The sequence below is a fragment of the Rhizobium freirei PRF 81 genome (assembly GCF_000359745.1).
GTDB classification, from domain to species: Bacteria; Pseudomonadota; Alphaproteobacteria; order Rhizobiales; family Rhizobiaceae; genus Rhizobium; species Rhizobium freirei.
On record NZ_AQHN01000089.1, the window covers coordinates 140,329 to 157,968 of the forward strand.

Here is a 17,640-nt window from a genome sequence, read left to right on the forward strand (position 1 = left end):
AGCGCGCCTGTTATGCCAGACCTTCACGTTTATCGGGAATGCCGGAGATAGGGTGATGATCGACAAGTACTTTTCCTGGCCTCGCGAGCCGGTTGCGATTGTCGCAATCGGCGATACTGGCGAGGCGCTTCTTCTCAGAGCAATTCTGGAAAGCCTTGGAGCCGCAGTCCTGCTGCATTTGCCGGGAACACCAAACGATGTCCTAAAATGCCTGGGCCAGGGGGAAACCGCGCCGGAATATGTCATCCTGTCCGGCCACGGCGACGAGACGGGCTTCGTACTCGGACAATTCGTCGAGGAAATCGACACGTCGGCCCTCGTCAAAGGGAGCCTGCCGCCCGCCAATCTCATGGACCGGATCAAGCTGCCGGGCAAGGTCATCTTGAGTACGGCGTGCCTGACAGGCAACGAGGCCTTCGCACGGGCCTTTCTTTCCGGAGGCGCCCGCGCCTACATTGCGCCCGCCGAATACCCGGATGGCGCGGCCATCCCGCTCTTCGTGCACGGGTTTTTCTATCACCTCCTTCAAAAGCAGGCCTCTTTGGAGGAGGCCGTCACGCTGGCGAGCAACTTCGATAGCAACGAGCTGGCAATTGCCCTGTTTCAAGGGTCCAGCGAAGCATCTGCGGGCTCGTGAACGACAGCTGTCTGCGACGACCTGTCGTTGCGGTATAAGATACGCCTGCCCAACGATTGCCGATGCGATCTCTAAATCGACACCGCTCGGCCGCTCGACGCAATGGTGGTCATGATAGCGGACGCATGGAAAAAGCAGCGCTTGGCTGAGCTGAAGACACCATGCGTGTTTGTCTAAGACTGTCACGTCCACTCTCCATCGGACGAGCCGATAGCGCCATCGGTTTTCTCCGTTTTCGCTCCGCATCCCTCTCTGCCAAATCTCCACTACGGTCATCAGCTGCAGGAGTGGAAAACATGGCAATGACAGACATAGCGAATTCAAGGATCCTGATCGTCGGCGGCAGTTCCGGAATGGGCATGGCGCTGGCGAAGCAATCGCTTGCCGCCGGGGCAGAGGTCATCATCGCCGGACGGAATGCCGAAAAGCTCGGCCGTGCCAGCGCGGAACTGTCGCATCCGGCACTATCGACGGTGACGATAGACATTTCTCGTGAGGCGGAAGTAGCTGCCCTGTTCGATCGCATCGGCACGGTCGATCACATCGTGAGTACCGCCGCCGATATCGAAGGAGCCTATGAACTCCTGCCCAACATGGACATGAGGGCAGCACAAAGGGTCGTCGACAGCAAATTCTTCGGCCCGCTGCTGCTGGCGAAATACGGCGCGCCCGCACTGTCGCCCTCCGGCTCCCTCACCTTCACCTCCGGCGTCGCGGCTTATCGGCCTCAGCCGCGCGGATCGGTCGTGGCGGCTGTCAATGCGGCACTGGAAGGACTGGTACGCGCGCTTGCGGTCGAATTGGCGCCGATCCGGGTCAATGCCGTGTCGCCCGGCTGGGTCGACACGCCTATCTGGACATTCGTAGCGGGCGATAAAAGAAACGAGACCTTGGACGCCATGGCCAAGCGATTACCGGCCGGACGCGTCGGGCAGCCGGAGGATATAGCCGACGCCATCGGCTACCTGATGGGCAACCGCTTTACGACGGGAACTGTACTGCATGTCGAGGGCGGGCATCGGTTGATTTAACCGGCGCGAAGCCTTCGCTCGCAGCCGCCAGCAGCAACTTCAACGGCGGCGGCTGCACGCGCCGGCGCCGCCAGATCATGACAAGCGGAACGGTTTGCGACGGCCCGGGCCAAGGCAGCTCGTTGATTTCGTCCCGATCGATGGCATCGGCGACGGCAAGACGCGGCACGAGTCCCATGCCCGCACCAGCAGCAATCAATCTCGCGATTGCGCCGATGCTTCCGGCCTCCGCGGCAAGCCTCGGCGGTGCCAGATCGGCTTCGGCAAAGGCCTTGTCAAACATGGCTCGATAAACGCATCCAACCTCGGTTGCCAGGAAATCGATCGCGGTAAGCTCGGCCAGATCCGGCTGTCGCTCGTCAAAGGCGCCGCCCTTGGGCGCCACGAGAACCAGCGCTTCCATGGCAACCGCACGCTTCACAAAACGCTCATCAAGACCGCCACCGTCGAAACAGAAGACGACGTCGAGCTCACCGGCTTCAAGCTTGCGCATCAACTCGCCGGTTCCCGCGATCTTCAACCGAAGCGCAATGTCGGCATGAGCCGCCTGAAAGCTGGCAAGCCATTCCGGCAACCGGACGGAGGCGATAGTCTCAAGCGCGCCGATGACGACGGTCCCCTTCTCGGAACCGCCCGCAGCGGCAACGGCTATCCGCGCCTCATCCGCCAGCTCGAGGATTTCCGCCGCATAGGAGGCCAGGACCTTACCGGCCTGCGTCAAATCCAGGCCTTGCCGCGAGCGAACGAAGAGCTCGGCGCCGAGCTCCACCTCCAAGGCCTGCATCTGATCGCTGACACTCGATTGCGCGAGGTGAACCTCCTCGGCAGCGCGCGTGAAGCTTCTGTTATGAGCGACTGCCAAAAATGTCCTGAGAAGTCTCGGATGCATCAATCAATTCCGTAATGATGCCGCAGCAGGTGCTGCGACGAGCGAAGGGGAAAGGCCGCGCTCTATGTTGGAAGGCTGCCACGCCGCCGGAGCTCGGGTCAACAAGCAGCGGATCATGCCATGCCTATCGCTCGCCATAGGCCTATGCGCGATATCCGCTGCATCTTGAGAAAAATATTCGCAATTGCCCATTTATCTCGCAGTTTTCTACGCTTCCTCGTTCCATTTTTTCTGCGATGTATGCAACATTGATCGAAACCGCTCTAGAAACGGAAGAAAACGATGAACTGGTTGAAGACTGTTGCCGCCGCCGCCCTCGTGCAGGCCGCGCTCCTGCTCCCCGCCCATGCCGGCGACAATCTCAAGGCGATCCAGGCTGCCGGCGTGCTGAAGGTCGGCACGGAAGGCACTTACGCGCCCTTCACCTATCATGACGAGAGCGGCAAGCTCACCGGCTTCGATGTCGAGATCGCCGAAGCCATCGCCTCCAAGCTCGGCGTCAAGGCGCAGTTCCTGGAAGGCAAGTGGGACGGCCTGATCGCCGGCCTCGACGCCAACCGCTACGACACCGTCATCAACGAAGTCGGCGTCACCGATGCGCGCAAGAAGAAGTATGATTTCTCCGATCCCTACATCGCCTCCAAGGCCGTGCTGATCGTCAAGGAAAGCAATGCCGGCATCAAGGATTTCGCCGATCTCAAGGGCAAGAAATCAGCACAGTCGCTGACCAGCAACTTCGGCAAGCTCGCCACCGAAGCCGGCGCCGAACTCGTCGGCACCGACGGCTTCGACCAGTCGATCCAGCTCGTGCTGACCGGCCGCGCCGACGCCACCATCAACGACAGCCTCTCCTTCCTCGACTTCAAGAAGCACAAGCCCGATGCGCCGGTGAAGATCGTCGCCCAGCAGGCCAATGCCGATTATTCCGCCGTCATCTTCCGCAAGGGCGAGCCGGAACTGCAGGCCGCCATCAACAAGGCCCTGGCCGACATCAAGGCTGACGGCACCTATGCCAAGATCTCCCAGAAATACTTCGGACAGGACGTTTCGAAGTAAGGGGAATAGGCAGAAACGCCAAATTGTGAAAAAGATGCGTCCGGGGTCATCTCCGGACGCATTCTCTTATGGAAAGGTCGCATCTGCGTGGAGCACTGGTTGCAACTGATGTCGGAGTCACTGGGCACGCTGCTTTGGGCGGGGCTCGTCTTCACCATCCCGCTTACCCTGATAACCTTCGTCCTCGGCATATTGCTAGGCCTGCTCACCGCCGTCACGCGCCTGTTCGGCCCGCCGCCGCTGGTCGCCGTCGCGCGCTTCTATGTCTGGGTGATCCGCGGTACGCCGCTTCTGGTGCAGCTCTTCGTCATTTTCTATGGCCTGCCGAGCCTCGGCATCCTGCTCGATGCGTTCCCGGCCGCCGTGATCGGCTTCACGCTCAGCGTCGGTGCCTATACGTCGGAAATCATCCGCGCCGTGATCTCTTCCGTGCCGAAGGGCCAGTGGGAAGCCGCCTATTCGATCGGCATGAACTGGCGCCAGGCGATGAGCCGCACCATCCTGCCGCAGGCGGCCCGCGTCGCGGTGCCGCCGCTGTCGAACACCTTCATCTCGCTGGTCAAGGATACCTCGCTTGCCGCCGCCATCACCGTGCCGGAGCTGTTCCAGGCCGCGCAGCGCATCGTGGCGACGACCTATGAGCCGCTGATCCTCTATGTCGAGGCTGCCATCATCTATCTCGTGCTCAGCACTTTCCTCTCGACGCTGCAGGGCTACCTCGAGCGCCATTTCTCCCGTTCCGGCGGCACGCTGGAGGCACGCGCATGATCGAGCTGTCCCACATCGAAAAGCGCTTCGGCGACAACGTCATCCTCAAGGATATCAGCCTGATGATTCCCGAGGGCACGGTGACGGCGCTGGTCGGTCCTTCCGGCGGCGGCAAAAGCACGCTGCTGCGCTGCATCAACCTCTTGGAAATCCCGACGGCCGGAACGATCAACATCGGCGGCGAGTCCATCTCCTTTGCGCCGAACAAGCGCGTGGCATGGCAGGACATCCAGAAGATCCGCCGGCAGACGGGCATGGTCTTCCAGAATTTCCAGCTCTTTCCGCACCGCACCGCCATCGAGAATGTCATGGAAGGCCTGACGACGGTGTTGCGCTGGCCGACTGAAAAGGCCCGCGCCCGCGCCGTCGAACTGCTGACCAAGGTCGGCATGGCACACAAGATGGATGCCTGGCCCTCGACGCTATCGGGCGGGCAGCAGCAGCGCGTAGCCATCGCCCGGGCGCTTGCCCCCTCGCCGCGCGTGCTGCTCTGCGACGAGCCAACTTCGGCGCTCGATCCGGAACTGGCGGCAGAAGTGGTCGACGTCCTCGGCAAGCTCGCCAATGAAGGCACGACCATGGTCATGGCGACGCATGACCTGCGCCTCGCCTCGAAGATCGCCAACAACGTGGTCTTCCTGGAAGCTGGCAACATCGTCGAGACCGGCTCCTCGCGCAGCGTCTTCTCCAATCCTTCCCAAGAGCGGACCAAGCAATTCATCTCGACGCTGAATGCCGGCCACAGCTACGACATCTGAGTCGCCGATCGGGATCAAAAACGGCTTCAATCTTGGGGAGGCCGCGCATTGACGATCCGCGGCTTTGCGGTTAGCTCTAACATCATGAACACGGCACTCGTTCTCGCAGTGGTAGGAAGGCGCATGGGCAGGATGGTGTAACCATCCAGCGAAAGCACCCATGCGCGGTAAGCAGGCTCCTGATGGGGCCTTTTTTATTGCCCTGAAACGGGGCGGCACCCGTCAGATCTTCCTCGACTTCCCACTCACACGACGGACAAGGCCATGACGCGCACCGAAAGCCGCATCGAAAGTTCATCCACACAAGCAATCGAAGACACGACAATCGAAAGAGCAGCCGCACGGCCGCGGCTGACGACCCTCATCCTGCTTTCCGCCCTTGCCGTGCTGCCGGTCAACATGATCCTGCCGTCGCTGCCAAAAATCGCCGCGGCATTCCATGCCGATTTCGCCCTCGTGAACCTCTCGGTCGCGGGCTTTTCCATTGTCACGGCAGCCCTGGAAGCCATCGGCGGTGCGATATCGGACCGGTTCGGCCGCCGGCCGGTTGTCCTGACCGCGCTCTCGATCTTCATCGTCGCCTCGATCGGCTGCGCTCTCGCTCCGAATATCGGCATCTTCCTGCTTTGCCGCATGATGCAGGCGTGCATCGGCCCTTGCTACTCTGTAGCGCTCGTTATCATCAAGGAAACATCAAACGATCGGGAGGCGGCCAGCAAATTCGGCTATCTCGCCATGGGATGGGCGCTGGCGCCTATGGTCGGGCCGCTCTTCGGAGGCTCGCTGGACGAGCTTTTCGGCTGGCAGGCAAGCTTCGTCGTCCTCGCAATCCTCGGCATCGCTGCCTTTCTTCTGTCCCTTCACGAGCTGAAGGGATCGAGGCCGCCTTCGTCGGGAATGGGCAGGAACTATCTTACCTCCTATGAACTGCTTCTGCGTTCGCAGCGGTTCTGGGCCTATACGCTCTGCATGGCCTGCTCGATGGGCGTACTTTACATCTTCCTCGGCGGGGCACCGCTCACGATAGGCGATACGCTCGGCGGTTCCAGCGCCTTGCTCGGCTTTTACATGGGGCTGGTTCCCGCCGGCTTCATTTTCGGCAGCTATCTGGCCGGCCGCTACGCAGCAAGAATCCGGCTCGGCACAATCCTCGTTATGGCCCGGCTTCTGACCTGCATCGGCCTGGCAACCGGCCTCGCCTTATCGCTGTCAGGCGCGACGCATATTCTCGCGCTCTTCGGCCCCTGCATCTTCATCGGCCTCGGCAACGGCCTTACCATGCCGGCTGCCAACAGCGGCGCGATGTCGGTACGAGCGGATATGGTCGGGACGGCCGCGGGGCTCGCCGCCGCCATGCGGATATCAGGCGGCGCGCTGATCGGCTCCTTTGCAGGACTGCTTCTCGCCCGATCGCCGACGATCCAAACTCTGTTCGCCCTGATGCTGGTATCCGCAGTGCTCGCGCAGCTGATGGCACTTTGGGCAGCCTTCGTGGAGCGACATGCTCGCCAGCCGGAATAAGGACATCTTCGCCGCAAGGCCGGCGATAACAGCCCGGCCGTGCGACGAAGACATTCATATTTTAATCAACGGCTCGGTTCGAAGACCGGCCCTCGCCGATTACGCGCCATAGACGACGAGCAGATCCTTGGCGTCGATCTGATCGCCGGCGCGCACCAGCACCTCGGAGATCGTGCCGTCCTTTTCGGCATGCAGCGCCGTTTCCATCTTCATGGCCTCGATCGAAACCAGCACGTCGCCGGCCTTGATCGCCTGGCCGGGCGAGATAAAGACAGTTGAGATCACACCCGGCATCGGCGCACCGACATGGGCGGCATTGCCAGTTTCAACCTTACGCCGGATAGCGCTGCCGGAAGCGCCATGAGCACGATCCGGCACCTTGATGCGACGCGGCTGGCCGTTGAGTTCGAAGAACACGGTGACCATACCCTTCTCATCGGTTGCCGTCATCGCCTGGTTGACGATGACGAGCGTCTTGCCTTTTTCGATTTCGGCAAAGAGTTCGTCGCCTTCCTTGAGGCCGTAGAAATAGGCCGGAGTCGGCAGCACGGAGACCGGACCGTAAGTGTCGGCAGCCAGCGCATAGTCGGTGAAGACCTTCGGATACATCAGGTAGGAGGCGAATTCGAAATCGCCGACCTTGCGTTCCAGCTTGGTCTCGATGACTTTGCGCTCGGCATCGAGATCGGCTTCGGCAAGCAGCGAGCCGGGGCGGACGGTATAGGGCTTGTCGCCCTTCAGCGCCTTCTTCTGCAGCGCTTCCGGCCATCCAGACGGCGGCTGGCCAAGATCGCCCTTCAACATCGAGACGACCGAATCCGGGAAGGCGATATCCTTGGCCGGGTTTTCGACATCGGCAACCGTCAGGTCCTGGCTCACCATCATCAGCGCCATGTCGCCGACGACCTTGGACGACGGCGTCACCTTGACGATATCGCCGAACATCTGGTTGGCGTCGGCATAAGCCTGCGCCACCTGATGCCAGCGGGTCTCAAGGCCGAGCGAACGCGCCTGCTCCTTGAGGTTGGTGAACTGGCCACCCGGCATTTCGTGCAGGTAGACTTCCGAAGCCGGTCCCTTGAGATCGCTTTCGAAGGCGGCATACTGGTGGCGCACAGCTTCCCAGTAGAAGGAGATGCGGCGGATCCATTCGGGATCGAGGCCCGGATCGCGCTCGGAGCCTTTAAGGGCTTCGACGATCGAGCCGAGGCAGGGCTGCGAGGTATTGCCCGACAGCGCATCCATCGCCGCATCGACGGCATCGACGCCGGCGTCGACCGCCGCCAGCACGGTGGCGGCCGCAATGCCCGACGTATCATGCGTATGGAAATGGATCGGCAGCCCGGTTGCCTCGCGCAACGCCTTGAACAGCACCTTGGCCGCAGCCGGCTTCAACAGGCCTGCCATGTCCTTCAGCGCGATGATATGGGCACCGGCCTTTTCCAGCTCGACGGCGAGATCCGTATAGTATTTCAGATCGTATTTCGGGCGGGCGGAGTTGAGGATATCGCCCGTATAGCAGATCGCTGCCTCGCAGAGCTTGTTCTCTTCGGCAACGGCATCCATCGACACGCGCATGTTTTCGACCCAGTTCAGGCAGTCGAAGACGCGGAAGAGGTCGATGCCGCCCTTGGCCGCCTGGCGAACGAAGTACTTGACGACATTGTCGGGATAGTTGGTGTAGCCGACGCCGTTGGCGCCGCGCAAAAGCATCTGCAGCAGCAGGTTCGGCGCACCCTCGCGGATCAGCGACAGGCGCTCCCACGGATCTTCAGTGAGGAAGCGCATGGAGACGTCGAAGGTGGCGCCGCCCCAGCATTCCAGCGACAGAAGCTGCGGCAGGGCGCGCGCATAGGTGCCAGCGACGCTGGCGATGTCATAGGTGCGCATGCGGGTGGCGAGCAGCGATTGATGGCCGTCGCGCATGGTCGTGTCGGTCATCAGCACCCGCTTTTCGCCGCGCATCCACTCGGCAAACTTCTGCGGGCCGAGCTTGTCCAGCAGCTGCTTGGTGCCGTCGGGAATATTGCTGTCGATATAGGGCAGGACCGGGTTGGCCGCCTTCGGCGAGGGCATGGGCCGGCCGCGTGTCTCGGGGTGACCGTTGACGGTGACATCGGCGAGATAGGTCAAAAGCTTGGTGGCGCGATCCTGGCGCTTGACCTGCTGGAACAGCTCCGGCGTCGTGTCGATGAAGCGCGTCGTATAGCTGTTGTCGCGGAATTTCGGATGGGTGATGATCGCTTCGAGGAAGGTGAGGTTGGTGGCGACGCCGCGGATGCGGAATTCGCGCAGCGCGCGGTCCATGCGGGCGATCGCCTCCTGCGGGTTCGGCGCCCAGGCCGTCACCTTCACCAGCAGCGGATCGTAGTAGCGAGTGATGATCGCACCGGTATAGGAGGTGCCGCCATCGAGACGGATGCCGAAGCCGGAGGCCGAGCGATAGGCAGTGATGCGGCCGTAATCCGGGATGAAATTATGCTCCGGATCTTCGGTCGTCACGCGGCACTGCAGCGCATGGCCGTTGAGGCGGATGTCCTCTTGGCGCGGAACGCCCGATTCCGCCGTGCCGATGGCAAAGCCGTCGAGAATATGGATCTGCGCCTTGACGATATCGATGCCGGTGACGACTTCGGTTACCGTGTGCTCGACCTGGATACGCGGATTGACTTCGATGAAGTAGAATTTGCCGGTATCGGCATCCATCAGATATTCGACGGTGCCAGCGCCGACATAGTTGGTTGCTCCGGCGATCTTCAGCGAATAGGCGGCGAGTTCCTGGCGCTGCGCGTTGGTGAGATAGGGTGCCGGCGCGCGTTCGACGACCTTCTGGTTGCGGCGCTGGACAGAACAGTCGCGCTCGAACAGATGCACGACATTGCCGTGCGTGTCGCCGAGGATCTGGCTTTCGACGTGGCGGGCGCGCTCGACGAGCTTTTCGAGATAGACCTCGTCCTTGCCGAAGGCGGCCTTCGCCTCGCGCTTGGCCTCCGTCACTTCCTTGGCGAGATCGGCTTCGGAACGGATGACGCGCATGCCGCGGCCGCCGCCGCCCCAGGAGGCCTTGAGCATGACCGGATAGCCGATCTCAGCCGCCATCTTGGCGACCTCTGCCATATCTTCCGGCAGCGGCTCGGTTGCCGGCACGACGGGCACGCCGACCGAGATCGCCAGATTGCGGGCTGCCACCTTGTTGCCGAGCTGGCGCATCGTATCGGCTCTGGGACCGATGAAGATGATGCCGGCAGCATCGCAGGCATCGACGAATTCAGGGCTTTCCGACAGAAGGCCGTAGCCCGGATGGATGGCGTCGGCGCCGGAAAGCTTGGCGACGCGGATGATCTCGTCGATCGACAGATAGCTCTCGATCGGGCCGAGATCGCGGGCAAGATGCGGGCCGCGGCCCACCTGATAGCTCTCATCCGCTTTGAAGCGATGCAGCGCGAGTTTGTCTTCCTCGGCCCAGATGGCCACCGTCTTTATGCCAAGCTCGTTGGCGGCGCGGAATACGCGAATGGCGATTTCGGAACGGTTGGCAACCAGGATCTTGGAAATGGGCAATGCAGTCTCCTCACGGCATCGAAACGGGCAATGCTGCACCCGCGAAGAAAATTCTTAACTTCTTGTCACAAGAAGTGTCAATTTCCTCATGCTGCCAGAAATCAAAATAGTTGCCGCTACGGAATAAGACCATTTCTGAAAGCGATTGCGACAATGTGCTGCCGGTTCTTCGCCTTCAGCTTGTCCTGGATGCTATTCATGTACCAGTCGACGGTATGGTTGGAGATGACAAGCAGGCGGCTGATCTCGATCGACGTCATGCCTTCTGCCAAGTGGCTCAGCACCTCCATCTCGCGCTTTGTCAATTTCGCATCGACCTTTGTGGCGTCCTCCAGCGATTTCGCCTCGCCGCGCAGCTCCAGAAGCCGCCAGAACGCCTTCCTGGCCACCGCATCGAAGAGCGAAAGCTCCGTCGGCGACAGATCGACGGCATCGCCGCCGATCGTCATGCTGCCGAGCAGGCCGTTGCGCCCGTGAATGGGAAAGATGTAGCCATCGATCAGCCCGTTGGCGCGGGCGTCCGCCATCATCTGCTCCATCCGTCTGCGCAGGGGATCGCTCTTGAGCGCGGTCACGGCGTCGCGCCAGCGGAAGGGCCGCTGCGCCCGGCTGAGATGGCGCGCGACCGGGTCGACAAGCATATAGCGCTTGTTTTCATAGGTCAGCGGCCATTTTTCGGGCCAGCGGCCGGCAAGAATAAAACTCGCAAGCTCGATATTCGGCCGCGGCTGCCGCAGCAGGCCGTAGAAATCGAACTTGTAGGAACGGAGCACCACCTCGAGTTCGGACACGACATTCTTGGCTAGCTTGCATTCTTCGATGACGACAAGCAGCTGTAACAACGAATGGATATTCACATCTACCTCTTGGCTTCACAGCCTGAATTGCTGGCGCGCCGACATCCTGAACGGTGTCCCGCCTCGTCCAAAGCGCATCCAATTGCCGGGCAACATACTCAGCCCGGCACAAAATTGAACGTACTTGGCGAAATTTTTATCATTCAACCTTGGATGGCAGATCTTGCGCGATATGGCAATGTGACGCCAAGGCGGCGCCAGCCTCTCACATTTTAAACAAAACCGATAGCGACAACTTAAGGCGTGCGCGCGTATGACGCGAAAATTCGCGTTAAAAAACAGCGTCAGATTCCGTTAATCGCCGGTTCAGGTAGCGATCTGTAGCATCCGAGCATTCCGAGTTTTGCCGATGCAAAGAGGGTGCCAGACGTGTCACTGTTCAAAGTCTATGCGAGAGCCCTGAAGTATCTTGGCGCGTACCGATACCGCGTGTGGATGGTCGTGATCGCAAACATCGCGTTGGCGATGACCACCATTTACGAACCGGTTCTGTTCGGCCGCATCTTCGACGCCATTGCCAAGAAAGAGGCCGTCACGCCGACCATGGTGCTTTGGGCGAGCTTTGCCGTCTTCAGCGCCGTAGCCTTCATCGTGGTATCCCGCGAGGCGGATCGTCTCGCGCATGGCCGCCGCGCCTCCCTTTTGACCGAAGCATTCGGCCGCATCATCTCGATGCCGCTATCCTGGCATAGCCAGCGCGGCACGGCGAGCGCGCTAAACACGCTGCTGCGCGCTTGCGAAGCGCTGTTCGGCCTGTGGCTCGAATTCATGCGCAACCATCTGTCGACCGCCGTTGCGCTCGTCATCATGATCCCGACCGCCATGTCGATGGACATGCGCCTGTCCGCAGTGCTCATCCTGCTCGGCGTCTTCTACTGGTTCATCGGCCGCCTGGTCATGAGCCGCACGAAGGACGGCCAGACCTCGGTCGAAAGTCACTACAATACCGTCTTCTCGCATGTCAGCGACTCGATCAGCAACGTCTCGGTGCTGCACAGCTACAACCGTATCGAAGCTGAAACCAAGGCGCTGAAGTCGTTCACCGAACGCCTGCTGGCCGCCCAGTATCCGGTTCTTGACTGGTGGGCTCTTGCCGGCGCGCTGAACCGTACGGCTTCGACCGTTGCCATGATGGCGATCCTGATGATTGGTACCGTTCTCGTTCAGGACGGCAGCCTGAGCCTTGGCGCGCTGATCACCTTCATCGCCTTCGCCAACGTGCTGATCGGCCGCCTGGAGCAGCTGCGCAACTTCGCAAACCAGATTTTCGAAGCCCGCGCCAAGCTCATCGACTTCTACTCGCTGGAAGATTCGGTCCGCGACCGCGAAGAGCCTGCTGGCCTGGCCGAGATCAAGGACGTCAAGGGCGAAGTGGAGTTCCGCGATATATCCTTCGGCTTCGCCAATACCTCACAGGGCCTGCACGACATCTCCTTCAAGGTGAAGGCTGGCCAGACCGTCGCCATCGTCGGCCCGACCGGCGCCGGCAAGACGACGCTCGTCAACCTGCTGCAGCGCGTTTTCGACCCGCAGAAGGGCCAGATCCTCGTCGACGGTCACGACATCACCAAGGTGACGCGCAAGTCGCTGCGCCGCTTCATCGCCACCGTGTTCCAGGATGCCGGTCTGCTGAACCGCTCGATCAGCGACAACATCTGCCTCGGCCGCGAAGGTGCTACGCAGGAAGAAATGATCCGTGCAGCCCAGGCCGCCGCCGCCAACGACTTCATCGAAAACCGCGAAAGCGGCTACGATACCCGCGTCGGCGAGCGTGGCAACAAGCTCTCGGGTGGTGAGCGCCAGCGTATCGCGATCGCCCGCGCCATCCTGAAGGATGCGCCGATCCTGGTGCTCGACGAAGCCACCAGCGCGCTCGACGTCGAAACCGAAAACCGGGTCAAGACGGCGATCGACAACCTGCGCCAGAACCGCACGACCTTCATCATTGCGCACCGCCTGTCGACGGTCCGCGAGGCCGATATGGTCCTCTTCCTTGACAACGGCCGCATCATCGAGAACGGCAGCTTCAACGAGCTCAGCCAGAGCAACGGCCGCTTCGCCGCCCTGCTGCGCGCCAGCGGCATCCTGACGGACGAAGAGGTCCGCAAGGCGCGCGCAACGGAAAACGAAGCCGCCTGATCTTCGCAAGGGGCCCAAAATGGAAGCCGGGAGAGTGATGCTCTCCCGGCTTTTTGCTGTCGAAGCTTCGGGCCGGACGATGTTTGTCAGGAAAACGTGATGCCACCGCAACCCTGCGACTTGGCCCCTCACCCCAACCCTCTCCCCGCACGAGCGGGGAGAGGGAGCTTATCGCGCGTAAAAACCGATACCTTCAGCCCATGCGTGATGGTGCCGCAGATGCGGAACAGGTCCCCTCTCCCCGTTTCAACGGGGAGAGGGCTAGGGTGAGGGGCTATGCCCGCAAGGAGCGGCCCGCCAAGATCCGTTCCCTTGAACGAATACACAGCCAACCAAAAACAAGAAAGGCCCGGCGGGAAAACCGGGCCTTTCCGTTTTCTGATCGGAGGTCAATTCGGCTGGGCGCCACCAGGAGCTAAGATCGGTACCCAGCCTAGATCGGATCAGAACTTGCGCTCGAAGCGGAGAACGCCGGCCCACTGATCGCGATCGGCAGCATCCCAGTTCGTGTAGGAGACTTCCGGCTGAACCAGCAGATCCTTGACCGGACGCCAGGCAACATTGGCCGTTGCGGCGAAGATCTTCGAGTCGGTATAGGCAAGCTGAGCATTGGCCTGCAGCTTCGGATTGATCTGATAGCTGGCACCCGTCCAGAAGGCCCAATCGCCCCAACCGCAATCCGCGCCGTTGACCGGGCAGGCCGCACGGTTGCTGTTGAGATAGGAGCCGGCATACTTGTTCAGCTTGTCACCATTGGTGTTCCAGCCACCCATCAGGAAGGCCTTGAAGTCGCCGAAGTCGGCGTCGACACGAGCCTTGATGGCGCCTTCCTCGACGACACTGTCATAGCCGCCGATGACCCGCAGCGTCCAAGCACCCGTCTTGTAGCCGGCGCCGAGAACCACGTCCGGAGCGTAGTGGTTGCCCTTGCCGGTCTGCCAGGCGCCGCCGTAGGACGAAGTATCGCCTGCGGAGTTGGAATCTTCCACGGAGATGACGGCAGTGAAGCCGTTGCCGGCATCGTACTTGTAGGTCAGCTGGTTGAGTTCCTTCGGGCCGTCATAAACGACGTCGTCGTTGATGACGTTGCCGGCATAGCCCATGTAGGAATTGTATTGAGAGTCTGCCTTACCGACGAGGAAGCCGCCGAGGCTGATGTTGGCCCAGAGCAGCTTGGTGCTGGTCGTGTTGCCGTCGTTCCAGTCCCAGCGGATAACCGTGTTGGTCTTCAGCGGACCGTATTCGGTGTCCGTCGCCGTGTCGACGGCGAGTTCTGCACGGGTATGCCAGAGCGTGCCGTTCTTGCTGCTGGCATTGTAGGCATCGTACCATTCGCCTTCGGTGCGGACGCGGCCGCCGACCTTGAGGCAGGTTTCCGTGCCCGGTATAAAGAAGTAGCCGGGGCCATAGGCATCACAAATGCGAACATATTGAAGCGGTTCCGGCTCGGCGGCCACAATGGCGTCAGCCGCCTGCGCCCCCGATGCAGCTGCCAGAGCGGCGGCCGAACCGAGAAGAAGACTTCTGATATTCATAGATAACTCCAATTCAGTATCGATTGGACATGAGCTATCGCGCCGAGAATTCGACGTCCGCACCCATTCCCGATTTTGACAATCCCCGCGAATGCACGGCCATCCCCCTTGGATAAGCCGGCGACGCGATGGCGGCACTCCCTAAGCGCCGTCACGACGACGATATAACAATTAAATTTTGCACAACAAGATTTTGGGCACTTAAATTTCTGGCGCACTGCAGCACAATTATTTTGCGTTGCAGAAAAATCACGTCACACTTCCTTCGTGAAAGTGTCACAAATTAATTTAGAGGAAAATCATATATTTAAGCCGCACCCTAAGCGCGGCCCGATGGCGCGCTCAGCGGCGCTTTGCCATATGCGCCGACACGGCCGTCACCGCCAGCTGTGCCTTTTCAGGCCGCTGCCCTGCCGTCTGAAGCCGCTTGCGCTCGAGATGATAGGCATAGAGGAACTGTGCGGCGGTGCCGACGACAACATAGATCGCCCCGACGATGGGGCTCTTGTTGGTCACATAGAGAAGAACCTGACCGGCCATGGCAAGGATCGTGCCCGCGACGAAAATATCGAGCGAATGCCGCCCGAGGATCGTCAGCGGATGATGAGCGGAACGGCGCAAGAACCGCGAAATGGATGGCACGCTGACGATCAGATAGGCCAGCGCCAGCACATGCAGCAATCGCGGCAGCGACAGGAAGGTTTTGTCGAAACCGGTGACGACGGTCGGCAGGCCGAGCATCGCCAGATAATCGCCGAGCACCCAGAGCTTGTCGGTGACCCAGACGAAGGAGACGAGCACGTACAAGGCGGCGAACGCGATCAGCAGCGGATGAGCGGGGATCTTTCCACCACGCTTCACCTGCATGCAGGCGACGAAGCCAATGACGAATAGAAATTGCCAGGACAGCGGGTTGAGGAACCAGAAGCCTTCAAGCAGCGTCGTATGGGGCGCGATGTAGTAGATGCCCGACACGAGCCAGACACTGGCGGAAACCAATAGCAGCAGCAGTGGGCTTTTTTCCTCCAGCAGCATGATCAGCGGCAGCATGAGAAATAGTGCAGCGTACATGGGAAGGATATTGTTGTAGCCGATCTGGTGTCCGAGCGTGAGCAGCGCCGGGATACCGCCAGCCGGATCCATCAGCAAGGCCAGGATATTCACCTCGCACAGCAGGCCCTTCTGCTGGAAAATCCAGGCGCCGGCGATGAAGAGCACCAGCGTCACAAAGGTGGTGATCATATGCGCGGTATAGAGCGTGAAGGCGCGCTTGACCGCCTTCCATGCCACGGACAGCCGGCTCCCGGGAGAAAAACGGGTTCCATAGGCGAGACCGACCGATATGCCAGAGATCAGCACAAAGGCTTCGGCCCCGTCGGAAAAACCGAAATTCTTCGAGGTCATGAACTCGAAGATCTGCCCCGGCACATGGTTGATGAAGATCATGATCAAGGCCAAGGCCCTGAGCACATCCAGCCGCGTATCCCTCTGAAGCACCGGCCCTGCCAAATTGACTGGATTTGCCGATGCAGGGCCGATATTCGCCCTTGAGTTCATCAAGATCTCCTGTTCCGACAATCAAATGCGATCGGAGCCAAAGAGTTCCCTCCCTGCACCGAACGACGACGCAAAACAGTGCAGAAATGCGACTGTCCGATCAGATGCCCTGGTGATGGGCGACCGTCCGTATTACGGGAACCGAGTATCCTGCCGCATTGGGCGCTTTTGAGACGGAAGCAGACATTTTTCCGTCCGATGGCTCAATGTCCACCGCAAGCTATCCAATCGTGAAGGCAAAGCCGGCTTGACATGGGCCGGCCATATTGGTTCAGCCGCCGAGAATGCCTTCGATCGCGACACGATACAGCCGGCCGGCGGATCCTGTGTCGTCAGATCCAGTCGTCACGGCGAGTCGATTCCCCTTACATTAGATATCAGCCGCAACGACAGAGGGCTTTACACGATCGCTGTCGGCCGATCACGATCACGTGCATGGCTGACCGGACCGAGCCCATCGAGGCGAGCGTTTTCGCTTTTCTTTGAATCGCGGAAACGCTCTATCTTCTCGTTTTCTTGCGCATTCCGGCCGGAAAGCCGCTGCGCACTTTTCCTGGAAATGCTCCATAGGCCTCGTCGGTGCGATCTCGCGCACGCCCATGACGACATGGCCACAACAAAAACGCAGCAACGACAAATCTGTCGGCCGCGCTCTCACCATTCGCTATAGAAAAAAATGAACTCCGAAAAGCCTGACCATGAGCCGGTCAGACCCGCCTCCGCGCGAACGCGTCGATCAGACCACAAAACCCAACACAATCGCCGCAACGAACAAAAACGCTGCCGAAAACAGCACGACGTTGACCGCCGTCTGTATCTTGCTACGCGTTTTGGCAGTTCGCTTGGAACCGTCGAACTGATTCACATGCGTATTAGACACGCCCAAATTCGCCATGTGTTGCCTCCGTTCGTTCTTCTTATGTGTCTCGGACTAAGCTTCAGACCGACATTCATACAATTCCTATCAATTAGGTAGAGATGAATTTCTGTCCAGCAGCCCGCTCGAGAAAAATTAAACCATTGGGTTGCGAGGGCTCAAAAGATCGACAAAACCAAATCAGCTGAGAATGCGGCGAGCCCAAATCAAACTGCGCTCCACAGCGCTCGTATCGGCCGTCGGCTCTTCGGCAGAACCGGCCTGGCGGCGGCATTTTTCATCGGAAAGAGAAGCAGACCGCACACCTTCCTGCTTCGCCGGCACCGGTGGATGAAGATAGCCCATGGTCATGCCACCCATGAAAAACATACCTGCCTCCACTTACGTGTGACCCGCGTTCGGGATCACGAAAGTTAACCGCCATTAACGAGATCATGACAGAATTGCGGCAGGT

The 17,640-nt window shown here is 60.2% G+C and carries 14 protein-coding genes; 7 read left to right on the top strand and 7 right to left on the bottom strand.

All coding sequences use genetic code 11. The annotated features are described in order from the left end of the window. Window positions 1–55: 55 nt before the first annotated feature. Both RHSP_RS28405 and RHSP_RS28410 read left to right on the top strand, forming a co-directional pair. Entirely contained in the window at window positions 56–637 is a 582-nt protein-coding gene (locus tag RHSP_RS28405) for a CHAT domain-containing protein (RefSeq protein WP_004127034.1), read from the top strand. 302 nt (window positions 638–939) lie between these two features. Next, window positions 940–1,668 carry an SDR family oxidoreductase gene (locus RHSP_RS28410; protein ID WP_200863309.1) on the top strand — a complete coding sequence of 243 codons (729 nt, stop codon included), beginning with the start codon at window positions 940–942 and terminating at the stop codon, window positions 1,666–1,668. On the opposite strand, the gene RHSP_RS28415 is transcribed toward RHSP_RS28410, so the two are convergent. Then, window positions 1,619–2,557 (bottom strand): LysR family transcriptional regulator, encoded by a 939-nt coding sequence (locus tag RHSP_RS28415; RefSeq protein ID WP_037155064.1) that lies wholly within the window; start codon window positions 2,555–2,557, stop codon window positions 1,619–1,621. The genes RHSP_RS28410 and RHSP_RS28415 overlap by 50 nt on opposite strands. Window positions 2,558–2,839: 282 nt before the next feature. Here RHSP_RS28415 and RHSP_RS28420 point away from each other — a divergent pair, with 282 nt between their 5' ends. The 4 genes from RHSP_RS28420 to RHSP_RS28435 all read left to right on the top strand — a co-directional run bounded on the left by RHSP_RS28420 (window position 2,840) and on the right by RHSP_RS28435 (window position 6,660). Beyond that, the gene (locus tag RHSP_RS28420) at window positions 2,840–3,613 is read left to right on the top strand and encodes an amino acid ABC transporter substrate-binding protein (protein ID WP_004127070.1); all 774 of its coding nucleotides are present in this window, start codon (window positions 2,840–2,842) and stop codon (window positions 3,611–3,613) included. Between the two features lie 87 nt (window positions 3,614–3,700). Further along, window positions 3,701–4,381 carry an amino acid ABC transporter permease gene (locus tag RHSP_RS28425; protein ID WP_037155066.1) on the top strand — a complete coding sequence of 227 codons (681 nt, stop codon included), beginning with the start codon at window positions 3,701–3,703 and terminating at the stop codon, window positions 4,379–4,381. Further along, a complete protein-coding gene (locus RHSP_RS28430) occupies window positions 4,378–5,139 on the top strand; it encodes an amino acid ABC transporter ATP-binding protein (protein ID WP_004127076.1) in 762 nt (253 codons plus the stop codon). Before RHSP_RS28425 ends, RHSP_RS28430 begins: the two co-directional genes overlap by 4 nt. 264 nt (window positions 5,140–5,403) lie before the next feature. Continuing rightward, window positions 5,404–6,660, top strand: coding sequence for a multidrug effflux MFS transporter (locus RHSP_RS28435; RefSeq protein ID WP_004127078.1), 1,257 nt, complete (start codon window positions 5,404–5,406; stop codon window positions 6,658–6,660). Between the two features lie 99 nt (window positions 6,661–6,759). Here the strand turns inward: RHSP_RS28435 and pyc are convergent, their stop codons facing one another. Continuing rightward, window positions 6,760–10,221, bottom strand: a complete 3,462-nt coding sequence (pyc, locus tag RHSP_RS28440) for a pyruvate carboxylase (protein WP_004127081.1) — start codon at window positions 10,219–10,221, stop codon at window positions 6,760–6,762. A gap of 116 nt (window positions 10,222–10,337) precedes the next feature. After that, the gene (locus tag RHSP_RS28445) at window positions 10,338–11,078 is read right to left on the bottom strand and encodes a helix-turn-helix transcriptional regulator (protein ID WP_004127083.1); all 741 of its coding nucleotides are present in this window, start codon (window positions 11,076–11,078) and stop codon (window positions 10,338–10,340) included. Window positions 11,079–11,447: 369 nt separating this feature from the next. On the opposite strand from RHSP_RS28445, the gene RHSP_RS28450 reads away from it, so the two are divergent. Further along, on the top strand, window positions 11,448–13,217 hold the full coding sequence (locus tag RHSP_RS28450; protein WP_004127084.1) for a glucan ABC transporter ATP-binding protein/ permease: 1,770 nt from the start codon (window positions 11,448–11,450) through the stop codon (window positions 13,215–13,217). Window positions 13,218–13,660: 443 nt separating this feature from the next. Here the strand turns inward: RHSP_RS28450 and RHSP_RS28455 are convergent, their stop codons facing one another. The 4 genes from RHSP_RS28455 to RHSP_RS28465 form a co-directional block, all read right to left on the bottom strand. Next, on the bottom strand, window positions 13,661–14,752 hold the full coding sequence (locus RHSP_RS28455; protein ID WP_004127085.1) for a porin: 1,092 nt from the start codon (window positions 14,750–14,752) through the stop codon (window positions 13,661–13,663). A gap of 342 nt (window positions 14,753–15,094) precedes the next feature. Next, a complete protein-coding gene (locus RHSP_RS28460) occupies window positions 15,095–16,309 on the bottom strand; it encodes an OpgC family protein (RefSeq protein ID WP_004127086.1) in 1,215 nt (404 codons plus the stop codon). Window positions 16,310–17,045: 736 nt separating this feature from the next. Further along, entirely contained in the window at window positions 17,046–17,204 is a 159-nt protein-coding gene (locus RHSP_RS35240) for a hypothetical protein (RefSeq protein WP_167332680.1), read from the bottom strand. Between the two features lie 162 nt (window positions 17,205–17,366). Beyond that, complete coding sequence (locus tag RHSP_RS28465) at window positions 17,367–17,555, bottom strand: hypothetical protein (protein WP_037155068.1); 189 nt, start codon at window positions 17,553–17,555, stop codon at window positions 17,367–17,369. Between the last annotated feature and the right edge of the window lie 85 nt (window positions 17,556–17,640).

Coding starts and splice junctions, on each gene's coding strand:
- RHSP_RS28420 (WP_004127070.1), top strand. CDS start 2,840: ATGAACTGGTTGAAGACTGTTGCCGCCGCCGCCCTCGTGCAGGCCGCG.
- RHSP_RS28435 (WP_004127078.1), top strand. CDS start 5,404: ATGACGCGCACCGAAAGCCGCATCGAAAGTTCATCCACACAAGCAATC.
- RHSP_RS28405 (WP_004127034.1), top strand. CDS start 56: ATGATCGACAAGTACTTTTCCTGGCCTCGCGAGCCGGTTGCGATTGTC.
- RHSP_RS28460 (WP_004127086.1), bottom strand. CDS start 16,309: ATGAACTCAAGGGCGAATATCGGCCCTGCATCGGCAAATCCAGTCAAT.
- RHSP_RS28415 (WP_037155064.1), bottom strand. CDS start 2,557: ATGCATCCGAGACTTCTCAGGACATTTTTGGCAGTCGCTCATAACAGA.
- RHSP_RS28410 (WP_200863309.1), top strand. CDS start 940: ATGACAGACATAGCGAATTCAAGGATCCTGATCGTCGGCGGCAGTTCC.
- RHSP_RS28455 (WP_004127085.1), bottom strand. CDS start 14,752: ATGAATATCAGAAGTCTTCTTCTCGGTTCGGCCGCCGCTCTGGCAGCT.
- RHSP_RS28465 (WP_037155068.1), bottom strand. CDS start 17,555: ATGTTTTTCATGGGTGGCATGACCATGGGCTATCTTCATCCACCGGTG.
- RHSP_RS35240 (WP_167332680.1), bottom strand. CDS start 17,204: ATGGCGAATTTGGGCGTGTCTAATACGCATGTGAATCAGTTCGACGGT.
- RHSP_RS28430 (WP_004127076.1), top strand. CDS start 4,378: ATGATCGAGCTGTCCCACATCGAAAAGCGCTTCGGCGACAACGTCATC.